Below are 12,218 nucleotides of genomic sequence, written 5' to 3' on the forward strand. Positions count from 1 at the left end.
AATGAATGGGTGTATTTATCAAATCTTTAGTCATTAATGAAATCTCTGGTGGGATTGTGCATTTTGGTAACTCAGTATATGTAGGCGATAAACAGCAAGTTAAAAGCGCACCACAAACAGAATCCACTTCTTCCGATTCTGAAGAAAATATTGATGCCATGCAGGGGGTTGCTCCTTTACAAAGAACTTGATCCAGTTCAAGGGTTAGATCAGTGATTACCCTTGAAAAATACAGAAAAGACGACCACACTTGGCCGTCTTTTCTGCATTTCAATTGTTAAGGCGACTGCTCGCCAATAAATTTTGTTGCTTGTTTTTGAACCTCTATGATAATTGGCTTCACATCATCTTTGCCACACCAAAAACAAACAGAAAAATTATCTAATAACTGCATACAACTAGTACAATAATACTTCTCCATCCAATATCCCCCGTTATTTTTTATAACAGTGTATGATCAATGAAGGTAATTGTTTCATGAATATTTCTATTCTACTAAATGGTCAAAACTATTATGATAGATTTTATCAAGGGTATCTATTTTATAGATAAAAACTCATGATCAGAATATTCATCAAGACGATTTCTCTTTTTATAATCTTCTAATGATTGCTTAGCAATTTCTAATGATGTAAAAATACCTAATACATTCGAGCTCTCTCCACATTCGGAACACCCAATGTCAAGAACTACATAATACATGATGTCACCTTCCACATTTTGTTTTTTTTACTATATCATGTAGAAGGATTTGAAAGCCACTGAAAATACTTGCATACTTTACTCCCCTTAAATTATTTGTTTTTAGTATGAAGGTATTGAAAAACATTAGTTATTCCTTTTGAGAATAGCGTAATAATTATATATCCAATAAATATGTGAAAGTAATTTGCACCTTTATTTAAATGTAATAGGTGGTGTGCAGCAGTTAATGGTCTGAAAATGAATGAGATAAAGCCAATTAACACTAATGAATATAAGTAGAAATTCTTATTTTTACTTAATGTCCATTGATATAACAATATAAATGATACTGGAACCAGAGCGGTATCAACTCCGAAATTAATAGGAATAAAGGGTATCGCTTTATAAGGATATTCTAAATAATTATGTCTGGTAGCAATTGCATCTAAATATGCCGACCAAACATGGATGTTAAGTCCAAAAAAACCTAAAATGAATATTTTTTTTCTATCAATTAAGAAATAGAGGATAATTAGTGGAATAATAATTAAACCGACATTTACCCAAAATTGCCATGTGTCTATAGATGAATAATCATTCCAATAATCTATCCATTGTGTTGAAAGTTTTTCTTGAGTGTCCTTCAACTCTTCAAGTCGATTACTTTGTTCAGTTGGAATCGAAGACTTCATCGCTTCACCTCTTACATATTTTGCTATTGGTCCTGTTCTTATATATTGAGCATTATTAAATATTATATTCAACAAGTGCATGAACAGCTGTTGAAATACTTGTAAAACTACCATCAATATATGATAATTAAAACCGAACAAACTAGGAGTAAAATGAGTAAAAGCTAAAAGACGTTGATATACTTGAATCCTCGGGGCTGATTGCACGTCTGGTGAGTGTCTCGGTCTTCAAAACCGCTTGTGAGGCGCGTGTCGTCTCAGGTGGGTTCGATTCCCACGCAGTCCCGCCAATGAACTTTGAATGATTATCTCAACCTCTTACTTAACTCATGGACCTCTAAGTTTCCGAATGGTTTCATCTCTAATAGATCTAAGGGTTCACCTTATCACTCAATCTCTTCTTACGGATGATTTGGTTAATGACTTCAGAAAAGACTAATCCTATTGCGATCGAGCCTGAAATCATAAATGCCTTTGCTGCTAAGTTAATCGCTACATTATAATCATTTTCGACGAAATTCCTCATTGCATCATACGCTAACCCACCTGGCACAAGGGGTATAATCCCAGCGACACTAAAAATGATGATTGGCGTTTTATACATTCTTGAGAAAAATTGGCTTGTTACCGCTACGAAAAAAGAAGCAGTAACTGTAGCCATGACAGCATCAATTCCACTAGATGACATTACAAGATAGATCATCCAGCCTAACATTCCAACAAATCCACATTTTATAAGAGATTCTTTCGGAGCATTAAAGATAATGCCAAACGCAGCCGATGAGATAAAACTAGTTATGATTTGTTCAATAATCATCACAGTTCTTCCTGCCTCCTTCTCCTTCTATAAAAATGTAAATACTATCGCAATTCCAGATCCAATCGCAAAAGCTGTTAAGAAGGCCTCTGCACCCTTCGATAAGCCCGAAACAAGATGACCCGCCATTAAATCTCTCACTGCATTTGTAATGAGTAATCCCGGTACTAACGGCATCACAGAACCAATAATAATTTTATCTAGCTCATTTCCTACCCCCATATAAACAAAGACAAATGATAACATTCCAATAACAAAGGATGCTAAAAATTCAGCAAAAAACTTAATGGGTACTAGTTGGTGAAAATAAATCAAGCTTAAAAAACCAAGACCTCCTGAGATAATTGCAGCAATAAAGTCATGCCACTCTCCTTCAAACATGATTAAAAAACACCCACTTGCAATCGCAGCTGCAGCCACTTGAATAGAAAATGGGAATGTCAGGTTCGATGATTCTATCTCTTTTAGCTGTTGATATGCCTCATCAACGGTAAGCTCACCTACACTAATACGGCGTGAAATACTATTAACCATCGTAACCTTCTTTAAGTCCGTAGTACGCTCTGAAATTCTTATGAGCTTTGTTTTCGTGGGTTCGTCTGTTTCAATTGAAAAAATAATTCCTGTAGGTGTTACATAGCTATGTGATTGTTTTATCCCATAAGATGCTGCAATTCTCATCATCGTATCTTCAACTCGATACGTCTCTGCCCCACTTTGCAGCATTATTTTCCCGGCTAAAAGACAAACTTCCATAATGTCATATTCTACTATCGTCTTTTTATTCATTCACATCTCTCCAACTGAAAAAACTTATAATAATCTACGATTTTGATTGCTATCCTACAGTTTATATGAAAAGTAAGTACGGAACAATGAATTCACTAAAAACAGTTCAACATACTTCAGCTACTTTTTTCATACTCCACTAAATTAAGCAATCGAACAAAATAAAGAATAAAATCCACCATTTGGAGTTTTTTTAGGTATTTCTTCTCACATTTACATTCTTTTAATAAAAGTAATCATATATACTTAATATATTTCTAGTAAAATACGGGAATATAAGATTGTATTTATGGGAGGTTATGTGATAAAAGTCTTAGTGTTAATCCATGTATTATCTGCTATTATTGGGGTTGGTCCTACATTTTTCGCACATGTTTTAACACGTAAAAAGCAAAGCGTTGAACAATTGAGGCATCTTTATCATTAGCAAAGAAATTAGAGTACTTTCCTAAGATCGGTGGAACAATCGCTGTTGTAACCGGTCTAATTTTATACTTTGTCGGAAATTATGGAGCGTTCACTCAACTTTGGTTTCTTGGATCATTAGTGTGCTATATTATTTTCCAAATTATTGTGATTTGTTTGATTACACCGAATAATAAAAAGCTATCGCAGTGGGTTTTCAATGAAGAAAACCAGTCTGAAAAGGAATTACCTCTACTAGAACAAAGCTATTTATCGCGTGTAAACGGTCTATTTTATGTTGCATCAACATTTGGTGTGCTTTTATTTATTTTAATGATTATCAAACCTTAATTTGCTTTTGTAGCTATAGGAGGAGTACGAATGGTTGATACATATGAAGTTCTCTACTTACCCACTGATGCAGGAACGATTCGTCTCGATATCTATTTTAAGCACTCTATCTATCATGTTCAAGCAGAGCTAGATATTTTGCTAACGTCTTCTCATCATCGAGAAAAAAAAGTAGCAGTAAAAAAAGCCTTACTTCTATTAGCGACTGATCATAAATCTCATAAAGGTCTTTAATTTAGCTTCAATGTTTCCATCTGTTCCGGCGTTGTGTATAATAGAATAAGATTTGGCTGTTACAGAGGTGATAGAAATGCTAGAAGGTTGGTTTTTATGGTTCATTCTTTTTTGGGTTGTTTTTTTAATGACAATGTTAGGTATTGGCGGTTTCTTCATGTTTCGGAAATTCTTAAAACGACTACCAAAAGAAGATGGAAAGTCTGATCTTGATTGGCAGGACTACTATTTAGACCAAACAAGACATTTGTGGAAGCAAGAGGAAAAAAATTTATTAGAAGATTTAGTTGAGCCTGTTCCTGAGTTATTCAGAGATATAGCGCGCTCGAAGATTGCTGGAAAGATTGGCGAGCTTGCAATTGAAGAACACACTTCTTCGATTACTCAAGATCTAGTAATTCGTGGCTATATACTTGCTACTCCGAAGCGCGATCACAAGTTTTTAGTGAAACGTTTAAAAGAAAAACAGATCGATTATTCTCAATATAAAGCTTTGTTTTGAGAATAAAACATATACGCTAAAATGCTTCAAACAAAAAACCTCGAAATTTTCGAGGTTTTTTATGTTGCTGGAATATTAGGAGGGTTCAGTTGATTTTCTAACTTTTTAAATGATATAAACATGGCTATTCTCCACGGCACGATCATTCCAAATGCTAATATCCAAAACATTCCACTTAGCTCACCAAGGTCTATACTATTACTCAAATAAGACTTCATTATAATTCTGATAATAAGTAAGCCCACTAAAATAAACGCAAATGCTTTTGATCTCTTTAAGTAAATTTTACTCTCACGCACTTCAAAGTTTGATGTTTTAATTAGAAAGATAGAAAAAATCATGCCCACAGTAATTGCCTCTATAAATTCTAAAGATGTAACGCGAAACATTGGGTGTAAAAACATTAGAGCTCCTGTACTCATAAAAACAGGAGGCAATATAATTTTCCTGGCTGTTGCTGGTTTTTTCGCTGCTTTAGAACGTATGAACATAACAATCATTGCCATAACTAAAGCTACTATTGTTGAAACTGTTGCCACTATAATCAACCCTTTTCTAGATAGAGAGCTACTACTATTATATACGTTTTATTTTTTTGAACAAGGAAGACCAAACTAAAAAAGTCAATAAGATAGACGTGCACTCTTAATTGACTTTATGTATACATTAACCTAGTACACGAGTAATCGCTTCAATCACACGATTTTCATCAAATGGCTTCACAATAAAATCCTTCGCCCCTGCTTCAATCGCTTCAACAACCATTTTTTGCTGACCCATCGCAGAGCACATGATAATTTTGGCATGTGGAAATTCTAGTTTAATTTCTTTTAATGCTTCCACACCGTTTTTTTCTGGCATTGTAATGTCCATCGTTACTAAATCTGGTTGCAAATCTCGGAAAAGAGAAATGGCCTCTAGTCCATTTTCAGCTTCACCAACGACTTCATAATCTGCCTTCATTAATATATTCGTTAGCGTAATTCGCATAAACTTCGCATCATCAACAATTAAAATTCTTGCCATGCCTTGTTCCTCCCCAGAAATGATAAAGGAAACTTGGGCTAGCCAAGTGCCTCTATGTGAAGGCGATTGCTTAGTTGATTGTCTTTCCAATTCAAATAAGCAATTTCTATCACTCTAATTCTCATTATAACAAATGATTCAGTTTAATATAGTAAATTAGACTTAATACTAGATGCTTTTTTTATGAAATTAGGACTAAAATCCTGTAAAACCACCAAAAACACTAGACAAGAATGTAATAATTGTCGTCATCATGTCAAAAAACAGTAGGATCCCCATCACAATCATGAGTATACCTCCGATTTTCATAATTTTAAGGTTATGCTTTTTTATCCATCCTAGCTTTCCAATAAAAAATGAAAGGATGAAAAATGGAATGGCAAATCCTAAAATATAAGCAATCATATAAAGCATTGCTGAACCTGGGTTACTTGCAGCTAACCATATGACCGCGGAAAGAATAGGTCCTGTACAAGGTGTCCACCCTGCGGCGAAGGCCATTCCTATCAAGATAGAACCAAGATAACCGGAGGGACGATTTTTAAACTCAAAACGGTGTTCTTTCATGAGAAATTCGGGTTTAAAAATACCTAATACCATAAATCCAAATAGCACGATAAGAATAGCTCCGATCTGACGAATTAAATCTTGATAATCATAAAACAAATCACCAATTAAAGAAGTACTAAACCCAAGTGCTATAAAAATAACAGAAAATCCAATTAAAAAAAAGATTGTATGTAACAATGTTCTTTTTTGAAGTAGTTTATTATCGGATTTAAGTTCACCAACTGAAACACCTGTTATGTAAGACAAAAATGCCGGATAAAGTGGTAAGCAACATGGAGAAATAAACGAAAGAAAACCTGCTCCAAAAGCTAAAAATATATTTACATCAGTCATTGTTCTCCTCCTAAAAGAGAAACGTTTTCTTATATTCTAGCAAAACAACATTTGAATTCCTATGTTTCAAACTATGACATTTTTATGTCATTCTACTAACAAGTATACTAATGGGGTTTTCAGAATGGTCGACTCAATATTATAATATATAAAGAAGAAGTTTCAGAAAAACCTTTTTGGATTTATTCCCATAAAAGGGTATAATAGAACTATATTTAGAAACTCAGAAAAAAATTCGACTTCCATGTAGAAAGGACAAGTTTCTGTGTCTAAACATGAAATGCTTAAAATCATCGAACAGAAAAGAGCTGAACTCATTGACATTGTCCTAAAAACTGGACTTAGCTCGTCACTTTCAATTAAATATAGTCAAGACTTAGATCGGTTATTAAATAACTATAATGACTATGAACCCACCAAAAAAAATGCAAATTGTTTATAAAAATATGCAAAAAAGCACGCTATTGCGTGCTTTATTGCATTTGTCCGTTCATTGATTTTAGCATTTGGTTTATTTTCTTTTGAGAAGGCTTCATACCCATTTGCATCAAACCCTTGATATATCAACGTTTATCTAACTTTTTCAACCACTCTTTCTGTTAAGAGAAATATACCAAACTTCTTTATTGCTGTCTATATTTTATGAAAATAGTTTATAAAAATGCTTAATTACTCTTCCTCAAATACAGCTTCAATTCCATCTGGCGTTTCCCAATTATGTACTTTAGGTGAAATGATCTCTCCATTATTCAGCATTAAAGTAAGATAAACTTGAGCAATTGCATATTCATCTAGTTGTGACATTGCTTTGTTGAATGCTTCTTGATAATTTTCACCTTTAACTTTAATTGAAATCGGTAGTTGAATTGTTGTAAATACTTCAAATTCCTTTTCATTTACCTTTGTTTGAGTTTTTATCATTATAAAATCTCTCCCTTTGGACAATTGTCCATATATTTTTTATTTAACTTCCACAAATTTGTAACCAAGTATAATCATCATTAAGTTGATGTGATCTCTAACAATTTTTCCTATAATATCATCGCCAATTTCATCATTAAAATGCTGTTCTAAGTCCGTTATTTCCTGTTGGTTAAAAGCAATAGCATCTTCATCATATTTAATTAACTTGAAATTTTTAGGAAACATGATTCAATTCCTCTCTATTATTGAAATAAAACAAGTAATATCAAACAATCAAAGGACAGCAAGAACAACCCACAATAAGCTATATTACTTTTCACCCTTCCACTCCTTTACTCGATAACCACCATTTTTAATTAACCCAAGATTACAATCATCTTCCCACTGATATACCAGTGTAAGGAACTCATAAAAGGACATATTCAGAATCATTTTTTTCAACTCTTTAAGCAAATCTTCTTCATTCACTACGTTTATCTCATCGGCAATTACTGCTTTGATTTCTTTTTGAACAAACAGTGTACATGTTTGATCAGTTGGAACAATTTCAGATAGATAAACCGTGTTACCAGAAATGTGAATTGCGTGTTTCCCATCAATTTTTTCAGCTTTTACTGCGATGTACTGGTCATCATCATTTACTAACAATTTTGTGAAAATCATTTTTGTTCCCTCCTTTTTTTACACTTAGGTGTTTAAAATGTTTATTATTTGGTTAAAATATACACCTTAGTGTTAACTTCTTAATTACATAATATACACTACAGTGTGCATTGTCAACAACCAATTGAAAAAATGTTCATTAGAGTATATAATTTAACCAAGGAGTTAACTGAGAGGGCGGTTTATTAAGATGATAAAAGTAAATTTATCAAGAATTATGGGAGAAAAAAGACTAAAGATTAGTGATGTTGCTACCATGACTGGTTTACATCGTAACGGCATTACTAAGCTTTATAACGAGGAAACAGATGGAATAAAATTTGAAACCCTTGAAAAATTATGTACTGCTTTAGATTGTGAAATTAATGAACTACTTGAAATAGTAAAAGAGGACAAAAAAGAAGCCACTGAATAGTCAGCGGTTTTAATTATGCACTCTGATATTTGAAGATACTTGAATATTATTGTTGATATTTGGGGGTAAAGGTTTATTAGTTGGATTGATAGGTGGAGTTGATCTTCGTTTAGGCTGATTTGCTTGTTGTGGTGAAGTTTTCTTTTCTATAGAAGGAGTATGTTCCCTTTGTTCAACAATAGGTTCTAATGTGTTTAAAAACTGACTAAATGAGACGGATTGTATTAAATCGAACTCGTAATCTTCATCTAGGGCAAAACGCTGCTCAGACAATATCAATACAATTGGAAATATGGGATTATTTTTATGCTGCCAAGGTTCTTTATCAATGATCTTACTATCATAAAGTTTCTTATATCTTTTTAATTTTTCATCCATCGTTTTTTGACTATAGAATGTCTTCTGCACTTCTATAAAGAATGGTGACTTATTATAAATACAAAATATATCTGGTTCAACTGTTCCTTTACTTCCATATTTAGGTTCAACTTGAAATACATCAAAGTGACCAAACAAAGACATTTCTTTATACACATTTACTATTGCTAAGAAGTGTCCTATCTTTGCACTATCCTCTTTTATATTAACGTCAGAACCAAAGTATACATAAGGCTGAAAGGCTGTAGAACGCTTAATATAACCATCCCTATACAATCGCTTTAGAACATTATTAGCAGAGTTCTTGGGCTTCATTAAGCCCTTAAAATAGATGTCTGCTATATCATCTAATGACATACATCTAAACCTATTTAAATCATTACAGATAGCTTTATCACGCTTAGATAATCCCATTAATTCAACCTCCCAAAGATGTCATTCTTAGTTAGTTGTTTAACTTCTTCTTTCCCTTCATTTGAAAACACTTCCTTGACCTCATTAGACACCATGAAAGGACTCAACAAGCTCTTTGCATCTTCAATTTTTAAATAAGGTGCTTGCAGCTCATATAATTTGTCACTATTCATAATGAAACGACCACTCACATCTATTTCATGTGCTTTAGGCGTGTTGACTATTCGAGATTCGGTTACATCACGTAATTTAAAACCCATACTAACAGTAAGATTCGCTCTAATTGTAGTATCTAATACCTTTGCGTTCGGACGTTGCATGGAAAGGATGGCAAACACACCCAACGTTCTACCGATGGCAACAATCTCCGTTAAAATCTCCATAATCTCTTCATCTTTACGTAACATCACAAACTCATCTATACAAACAACGATATATGGCTTCTTGTGTTCAATAGGTAGGTCATCAATATGACTAACTTCAAATGCTTCTGCAAGGTCGCTACGTTCATCCAATTCCCTTTTTATATGCTTCAACATCTTCCGTATATCCTTTGAAGTTGATAATACACATTGTACGTGCTCAACTTTTCGGAAAATGTGAAACTCTGACTTTTTGCAGTCACCTAAATACAAATGTAGCTCACTTGGTCGTTTGGAAAGTATCATTGTTGTCAGAATGGATCTTAATTGTGTTGATTTTCCTGAACCAGTTTCTCCAGCAATTAGTATATGAGGTTGCTTCAATAAATCAAAGGTAACGTACTGACCGTTTCGATCCTTTCCACTGATAATACCTAGGCTGAAATGTTCTAGTAGAGGTTGAATTTCATTGAAATTGTACTTTAATACACTAGGTATGGTTGTTTTATATACCTTCAAGGTAAATCGACTACAGTCTCCACTAATCTCAATGTTTGCACCGAATAGTTGAGTAAATAAAGTCTTAATGTCAAACCTAGGTCTACCACTACTGAGGAAAGCTTCTTCACTGTTAGCAGGATATTCTTGTTTAAATAACTCAGGGTCACCACCACAGTTATTACGAATAGCCCAACGTCTCCAATACAATTGATCATTATCAACGTTATATAGTTCCTTTAATTCCTCTTCTTCATCGGTTAATACAAAGTCTTCAGGTGGTTCCATTCTGTATTCTTGATGTTCATACCAAGGAAAGAATAAAGGAATGAAGTCACTCTCTCCTCGTTCTGCTTGCTTCCACATAGATTAGAAGTCATAATTTACACCACCTTTAATTTTAAACTGTGTTATCCTAATACTTAAGTAATCATTATCTTTAGAAGGGAATTATTCATGAATAGGATTGGAAACATTAATCAATTTTTATTAAACTTACAGATACAAGATTTCTATAACTATATAAACTTCATGGAAGAAAATATTGACTCACATAAGTCTTCTTTAGAGGAAGAATTTGAGCAACAAGCAAAAGATTTCCAAGATGAAGAAGAGAAACAAGAGTTTTATGAGCATGTGTTTTTTGATAGATATCATGACCTAGAAGAAACTTATTCCCAAATCTTACGTAAGTCGTTATTTTTATCCCTTTATTCTTTTCTTGAAACCGAATTTCGCAGCATTGCTCAGAAGTTAGAAAAACTGAACTTAAGTAAAATTAAACTTTCTGATATAAGCCACAAAGGGTTATTTCAATATCTTTTCTATATAGAAACTGTCCATAATATCCCAGTCAATATTTCTGATGATATTCGTAAACAATTCCTTGGTTACAACTTCCTAAGAAACTATTTTGTACATAATGATAAAGCTCCAATTAAAAGTAAACAGTTTAAATCTGTCAAAGGTATAACAGGTGTTTCATACCTGAAATATCCACTTAAACCAGAAAATCACCATATTGAATCCATAACTAATGATTTTAATAAAAAATATTTAGATCTCATAAACTTGCTATTTAAAGAAATCTTCGATTCTCTAGACAAGCTAGATATAAATATATAGCATCTCTAAAGGGATGCTTCTAAACTTTACTCTCTTCAATCTCTCGCCAATATTCAGCTGCTTCACTAACTTCCACTGGATCATACATAACAGGCTCACTAGTCTGTTCCTTATATTCAACAAAGTCCTTACTCATCAACCTATCTATTAAGTCTTGTCTTTCCTGCTTATTCGACTCTTCCCTACGATGCAAATGAATCAATAAAACTACAATTGTAGCAAACAAGATGACAAAACATGATATTGTTAATCCTGTCATTTATTTAACCCCTTTATCCTGTTCAATATCTCTATAACTCTCTTGCTCATAATATCTGCCTGTGTAATCAATCTGTCTAACTCCTGCTGATTAACTTCCATATCAACAATTGCTTGTTGTAACTCACTTTTTTGCTGTTCAGATATTGTCATCACTTATCACCCTTTTCTAACAGTAGTCGACTAAGCTTTTTAATCTCCCTCTTAATCTCCCTTTGTTCAATCTGGATATCAAACAATAATTGCAGTAGTTGGATTTGCTTATTATTCCTATCAATTCTATCTATCCCTTTGTCAATCTCTTCTAAGTTTTTCGTTAGATCAATCACTGTATCAACTCCCATTCATTCAAATTTAGGCAAAATAAAAAAGCATCCTTACAATGCCCTTAATTACACTACTGTCATATTTGTAACAATTAAGTCATATAATCTAACAATCTCATAGGAAGGAGGGAGAACATTGGATAATCGGATTTTCTTATTCCTTGCAACGATTTTAGCTGGTTTTGCACTTATTAAAGTTCCTTTTGATGGTACATTTTTAGAAAGCGTTTCACCATTTACTACAGTGGTTGGCATTTTAACAGTTCTAGTCTTCTCACTCGTCATGATTTATGATGGCGTAAGAAACTTGTTCAGTAAAAAGTAATAATAAGGAAGCACTCTATTATATAGGGTGCTCAGTTTGTAGACAAAAGGAGTTCGGAATGCTCTCATTCCGAACTCCTTTTTGATTTTTTTATTGGATTTGAAGCAATTATAGAGAATAGTAGACC

The 12,218-nt window shown here is 33.2% G+C and carries 26 protein-coding genes and 1 tRNA gene; 10 read left to right on the top strand and 17 right to left on the bottom strand.

Annotation, left to right across the window (positions count from 1 at the left end; all coding sequences use genetic code 11):
* Positions 1-5 precede the first annotated feature (5 nt).
* Positions 6-191 (top strand): hypothetical protein, encoded by a 186-nt coding sequence (locus ACFFIX_RS22365; RefSeq protein WP_378937976.1) that lies wholly within the window; start codon positions 6-8, stop codon positions 189-191.
* Between the two features lie 86 nt (positions 192-277).
* Here ACFFIX_RS22365 and ACFFIX_RS22370 read toward each other — a convergent pair whose 3' ends face one another.
* The 3 genes from ACFFIX_RS22370 to ACFFIX_RS22380 all read right to left on the bottom strand — a co-directional run bounded on the left by ACFFIX_RS22370 (position 278) and on the right by ACFFIX_RS22380 (position 1,376).
* Positions 278-421 (bottom strand): hypothetical protein, encoded by a 144-nt coding sequence (locus ACFFIX_RS22370; RefSeq protein ID WP_378937978.1) that lies wholly within the window; start codon positions 419-421, stop codon positions 278-280.
* Positions 422-537: 116 nt separating this feature from the next.
* Positions 538-702 (bottom strand): hypothetical protein, encoded by a 165-nt coding sequence (locus tag ACFFIX_RS22375; protein ID WP_378937981.1) that lies wholly within the window; start codon positions 700-702, stop codon positions 538-540.
* A gap of 92 nt (positions 703-794) precedes the next feature.
* Complete coding sequence (locus tag ACFFIX_RS22380) at positions 795-1,376, bottom strand: CBO0543 family protein (protein WP_378937984.1); 582 nt, start codon at positions 1,374-1,376, stop codon at positions 795-797.
* A 193-nt stretch (positions 1,377-1,569) separates the two neighbouring features.
* Between ACFFIX_RS22380 and ACFFIX_RS22385 the strand changes: the two genes are divergently transcribed.
* Positions 1,570-1,666 (top strand) — tRNA-Sec (locus tag ACFFIX_RS22385).
* Positions 1,667-1,746: 80 nt separating this feature from the next.
* On the opposite strand, the gene ACFFIX_RS22390 is transcribed toward ACFFIX_RS22385, so the two are convergent.
* Both ACFFIX_RS22390 and ACFFIX_RS22395 read right to left on the bottom strand, forming a co-directional pair.
* Entirely contained in the window at positions 1,747-2,196 is a 450-nt protein-coding gene (locus ACFFIX_RS22390; RefSeq protein WP_378937987.1) for a threonine/serine exporter family protein, read from the bottom strand.
* Between the two features lie 24 nt (positions 2,197-2,220).
* The gene (locus ACFFIX_RS22395; RefSeq protein ID WP_378937989.1) at positions 2,221-2,982 is read right to left on the bottom strand and encodes a threonine/serine exporter family protein; all 762 of its coding nucleotides are present in this window, start codon (positions 2,980-2,982) and stop codon (positions 2,221-2,223) included.
* 301 nt (positions 2,983-3,283) lie between these two features.
* Here ACFFIX_RS22395 and ACFFIX_RS22400 point away from each other — a divergent pair, with 301 nt between their 5' ends.
* The 4 genes from ACFFIX_RS22400 to ACFFIX_RS22415 all read left to right on the top strand — a co-directional run bounded on the left by ACFFIX_RS22400 (position 3,284) and on the right by ACFFIX_RS22415 (position 4,474).
* The gene (locus ACFFIX_RS22400; protein ID WP_378937991.1) at positions 3,284-3,409 is read left to right on the top strand and encodes a hypothetical protein; all 126 of its coding nucleotides are present in this window, start codon (positions 3,284-3,286) and stop codon (positions 3,407-3,409) included.
* A gap of 59 nt (positions 3,410-3,468) precedes the next feature.
* Positions 3,469-3,738 carry a DUF2269 family protein gene (locus tag ACFFIX_RS22405; RefSeq protein ID WP_378938027.1) on the top strand — a complete coding sequence of 90 codons (270 nt, stop codon included), beginning with the start codon at positions 3,469-3,471 and terminating at the stop codon, positions 3,736-3,738.
* 30 nt (positions 3,739-3,768) lie between these two features.
* Positions 3,769-3,972, top strand: a complete 204-nt coding sequence (locus ACFFIX_RS22410; RefSeq protein WP_378937993.1) for a hypothetical protein — start codon at positions 3,769-3,771, stop codon at positions 3,970-3,972.
* Between the two features lie 76 nt (positions 3,973-4,048).
* Positions 4,049-4,474: a DUF2621 domain-containing protein gene (locus ACFFIX_RS22415; protein ID WP_378937995.1), complete on the top strand. Its 426-nt coding sequence runs from the start codon at positions 4,049-4,051 to the stop codon at positions 4,472-4,474.
* 59 nt (positions 4,475-4,533) lie between these two features.
* On the opposite strand, the gene ACFFIX_RS22420 is transcribed toward ACFFIX_RS22415, so the two are convergent.
* From ACFFIX_RS22420 to ACFFIX_RS22430, 3 genes are all read right to left on the bottom strand, one after another.
* On the bottom strand, positions 4,534-5,016 hold the full coding sequence (locus ACFFIX_RS22420) for a CcdC family protein (protein ID WP_378938029.1): 483 nt from the start codon (positions 5,014-5,016) through the stop codon (positions 4,534-4,536).
* Between the two features lie 124 nt (positions 5,017-5,140).
* A complete protein-coding gene (locus ACFFIX_RS22425) occupies positions 5,141-5,500 on the bottom strand; it encodes a response regulator (protein WP_378937997.1) in 360 nt (119 codons plus the stop codon).
* A 195-nt stretch (positions 5,501-5,695) separates the two neighbouring features.
* Positions 5,696-6,403: a cytochrome c biogenesis protein CcdA gene (locus tag ACFFIX_RS22430; protein WP_378937999.1), complete on the bottom strand. Its 708-nt coding sequence runs from the start codon at positions 6,401-6,403 to the stop codon at positions 5,696-5,698.
* A 265-nt stretch (positions 6,404-6,668) separates the two neighbouring features.
* Here ACFFIX_RS22430 and ACFFIX_RS22435 point away from each other — a divergent pair, with 265 nt between their 5' ends.
* Complete coding sequence (locus ACFFIX_RS22435) at positions 6,669-6,845, top strand: Spo0E family sporulation regulatory protein-aspartic acid phosphatase (protein ID WP_378938002.1); 177 nt, start codon at positions 6,669-6,671, stop codon at positions 6,843-6,845.
* Positions 6,846-6,876: 31 nt separating this feature from the next.
* Here the strand turns inward: ACFFIX_RS22435 and ACFFIX_RS22440 are convergent, their stop codons facing one another.
* From ACFFIX_RS22440 to ACFFIX_RS22455, 4 genes are all read right to left on the bottom strand, one after another.
* Positions 6,877-6,951, bottom strand: coding sequence for a YneF family protein (locus tag ACFFIX_RS22440; protein ID WP_378938031.1), 75 nt, complete (start codon positions 6,949-6,951; stop codon positions 6,877-6,879).
* 121 nt (positions 6,952-7,072) lie between these two features.
* Positions 7,073-7,324 carry a hypothetical protein gene (locus ACFFIX_RS22445; RefSeq protein WP_378938004.1) on the bottom strand — a complete coding sequence of 84 codons (252 nt, stop codon included), beginning with the start codon at positions 7,322-7,324 and terminating at the stop codon, positions 7,073-7,075.
* Between the two features lie 39 nt (positions 7,325-7,363).
* Positions 7,364-7,552: a hypothetical protein gene (locus ACFFIX_RS22450; protein WP_378938006.1), complete on the bottom strand. Its 189-nt coding sequence runs from the start codon at positions 7,550-7,552 to the stop codon at positions 7,364-7,366.
* Between the two features lie 84 nt (positions 7,553-7,636).
* A complete protein-coding gene (locus ACFFIX_RS22455; RefSeq protein ID WP_378938008.1) occupies positions 7,637-7,990 on the bottom strand; it encodes a hypothetical protein in 354 nt (117 codons plus the stop codon).
* 190 nt (positions 7,991-8,180) lie between these two features.
* Here ACFFIX_RS22455 and ACFFIX_RS22460 point away from each other — a divergent pair, with 190 nt between their 5' ends.
* The gene (locus tag ACFFIX_RS22460) at positions 8,181-8,405 is read left to right on the top strand and encodes a helix-turn-helix domain-containing protein (protein ID WP_378938010.1); all 225 of its coding nucleotides are present in this window, start codon (positions 8,181-8,183) and stop codon (positions 8,403-8,405) included.
* Positions 8,406-8,414: 9 nt separating this feature from the next.
* On the opposite strand, the gene ACFFIX_RS22465 is transcribed toward ACFFIX_RS22460, so the two are convergent.
* Together ACFFIX_RS22465 and ACFFIX_RS22470 are read right to left on the bottom strand one after the other, a co-directional pair.
* Positions 8,415-9,197 carry a hypothetical protein gene (locus ACFFIX_RS22465; RefSeq protein WP_378938012.1) on the bottom strand — a complete coding sequence of 261 codons (783 nt, stop codon included), beginning with the start codon at positions 9,195-9,197 and terminating at the stop codon, positions 8,415-8,417.
* On the bottom strand, positions 9,197-10,423 hold the full coding sequence (locus tag ACFFIX_RS22470) for an FtsK/SpoIIIE domain-containing protein (RefSeq protein ID WP_378938014.1): 1,227 nt from the start codon (positions 10,421-10,423) through the stop codon (positions 9,197-9,199). The genes ACFFIX_RS22465 and ACFFIX_RS22470 overlap by 1 nt, the downstream gene beginning before the upstream one ends.
* Before the next feature lie 90 nt (positions 10,424-10,513).
* Here ACFFIX_RS22470 and ACFFIX_RS22475 point away from each other — a divergent pair, with 90 nt between their 5' ends.
* On the top strand, positions 10,514-11,182 hold the full coding sequence (locus tag ACFFIX_RS22475; protein ID WP_378938016.1) for a hypothetical protein: 669 nt from the start codon (positions 10,514-10,516) through the stop codon (positions 11,180-11,182).
* A gap of 19 nt (positions 11,183-11,201) precedes the next feature.
* Here ACFFIX_RS22475 and ACFFIX_RS22480 read toward each other — a convergent pair whose 3' ends face one another.
* Genes ACFFIX_RS22480 through ACFFIX_RS22490 form a run of 3 tightly spaced genes read right to left on the bottom strand, consistent with a single transcriptional unit; the run spans position 11,202 to position 11,769 of the window.
* A complete protein-coding gene (locus ACFFIX_RS22480; protein WP_378938018.1) occupies positions 11,202-11,441 on the bottom strand; it encodes a hypothetical protein in 240 nt (79 codons plus the stop codon).
* Positions 11,438-11,593, bottom strand: coding sequence for a hypothetical protein (locus ACFFIX_RS22485; RefSeq protein ID WP_378938020.1), 156 nt, complete (start codon positions 11,591-11,593; stop codon positions 11,438-11,440). The genes ACFFIX_RS22480 and ACFFIX_RS22485 overlap by 4 nt, the downstream gene beginning before the upstream one ends.
* Positions 11,593-11,769: a hypothetical protein gene (locus tag ACFFIX_RS22490; protein WP_378938022.1), complete on the bottom strand. Its 177-nt coding sequence runs from the start codon at positions 11,767-11,769 to the stop codon at positions 11,593-11,595. Before ACFFIX_RS22490 ends, ACFFIX_RS22485 begins: the two co-directional genes overlap by 1 nt.
* Before the next feature lie 133 nt (positions 11,770-11,902).
* Here ACFFIX_RS22490 and ACFFIX_RS22495 point away from each other — a divergent pair, with 133 nt between their 5' ends.
* Positions 11,903-12,091 (top strand): hypothetical protein, encoded by a 189-nt coding sequence (locus ACFFIX_RS22495; RefSeq protein ID WP_378938023.1) that lies wholly within the window; start codon positions 11,903-11,905, stop codon positions 12,089-12,091.
* Positions 12,092-12,218: the final 127 nt, after the last annotated feature.

Source organism: Metabacillus herbersteinensis, from assembly GCF_042433335.1.
In the GTDB taxonomy this organism is placed as follows: Bacteria; Bacillota; Bacilli; order Bacillales; family Bacillaceae; genus Metabacillus; species Metabacillus herbersteinensis.

What these genes read in the sequence shown, in the direction of transcription:
- ACFFIX_RS22365 (WP_378937976.1), top strand. Translation starts at nt 6, where the DNA reads ATGGGTGTATTTATCAAATCTTTAGTCATTAATGAAATCTCTGGTGGG.
- ACFFIX_RS22370 (WP_378937978.1), bottom strand. Translation starts at nt 421, where the DNA reads ATGGAGAAGTATTATTGTACTAGTTGTATGCAGTTATTAGATAATTTT.
- ACFFIX_RS22375 (WP_378937981.1), bottom strand. Translation starts at nt 702, where the DNA reads ATGTATTATGTAGTTCTTGACATTGGGTGTTCCGAATGTGGAGAGAGC.
- ACFFIX_RS22380 (WP_378937984.1), bottom strand. Translation starts at nt 1,376, where the DNA reads ATGAAGTCTTCGATTCCAACTGAACAAAGTAATCGACTTGAAGAGTTG.
- ACFFIX_RS22395 (WP_378937989.1), bottom strand. Translation starts at nt 2,982, where the DNA reads ATGAATAAAAAGACGATAGTAGAATATGACATTATGGAAGTTTGTCTT.
- ACFFIX_RS22410 (WP_378937993.1), top strand. Translation starts at nt 3,769, where the DNA reads ATGGTTGATACATATGAAGTTCTCTACTTACCCACTGATGCAGGAACG.
- ACFFIX_RS22415 (WP_378937995.1), top strand. Translation starts at nt 4,049, where the DNA reads ATGCTAGAAGGTTGGTTTTTATGGTTCATTCTTTTTTGGGTTGTTTTT.
- ACFFIX_RS22425 (WP_378937997.1), bottom strand. Translation starts at nt 5,500, where the DNA reads ATGGCAAGAATTTTAATTGTTGATGATGCGAAGTTTATGCGAATTACG.
- ACFFIX_RS22430 (WP_378937999.1), bottom strand. Translation starts at nt 6,403, where the DNA reads ATGACTGATGTAAATATATTTTTAGCTTTTGGAGCAGGTTTTCTTTCG.
- ACFFIX_RS22445 (WP_378938004.1), bottom strand. Translation starts at nt 7,324, where the DNA reads ATGATAAAAACTCAAACAAAGGTAAATGAAAAGGAATTTGAAGTATTT.
- ACFFIX_RS22450 (WP_378938006.1), bottom strand. Translation starts at nt 7,552, where the DNA reads ATGTTTCCTAAAAATTTCAAGTTAATTAAATATGATGAAGATGCTATT.
- ACFFIX_RS22455 (WP_378938008.1), bottom strand. Translation starts at nt 7,990, where the DNA reads ATGATTTTCACAAAATTGTTAGTAAATGATGATGACCAGTACATCGCA.
- ACFFIX_RS22460 (WP_378938010.1), top strand. Translation starts at nt 8,181, where the DNA reads ATGATAAAAGTAAATTTATCAAGAATTATGGGAGAAAAAAGACTAAAG.
- ACFFIX_RS22465 (WP_378938012.1), bottom strand. Translation starts at nt 9,197, where the DNA reads ATGGGATTATCTAAGCGTGATAAAGCTATCTGTAATGATTTAAATAGG.
- ACFFIX_RS22470 (WP_378938014.1), bottom strand. Translation starts at nt 10,423, where the DNA reads ATGTGGAAGCAAGCAGAACGAGGAGAGAGTGACTTCATTCCTTTATTC.
- ACFFIX_RS22475 (WP_378938016.1), top strand. Translation starts at nt 10,514, where the DNA reads ATGAATAGGATTGGAAACATTAATCAATTTTTATTAAACTTACAGATA.
- ACFFIX_RS22480 (WP_378938018.1), bottom strand. Translation starts at nt 11,441, where the DNA reads ATGACAGGATTAACAATATCATGTTTTGTCATCTTGTTTGCTACAATT.
- ACFFIX_RS22485 (WP_378938020.1), bottom strand. Translation starts at nt 11,593, where the DNA reads ATGACAATATCTGAACAGCAAAAAAGTGAGTTACAACAAGCAATTGTT.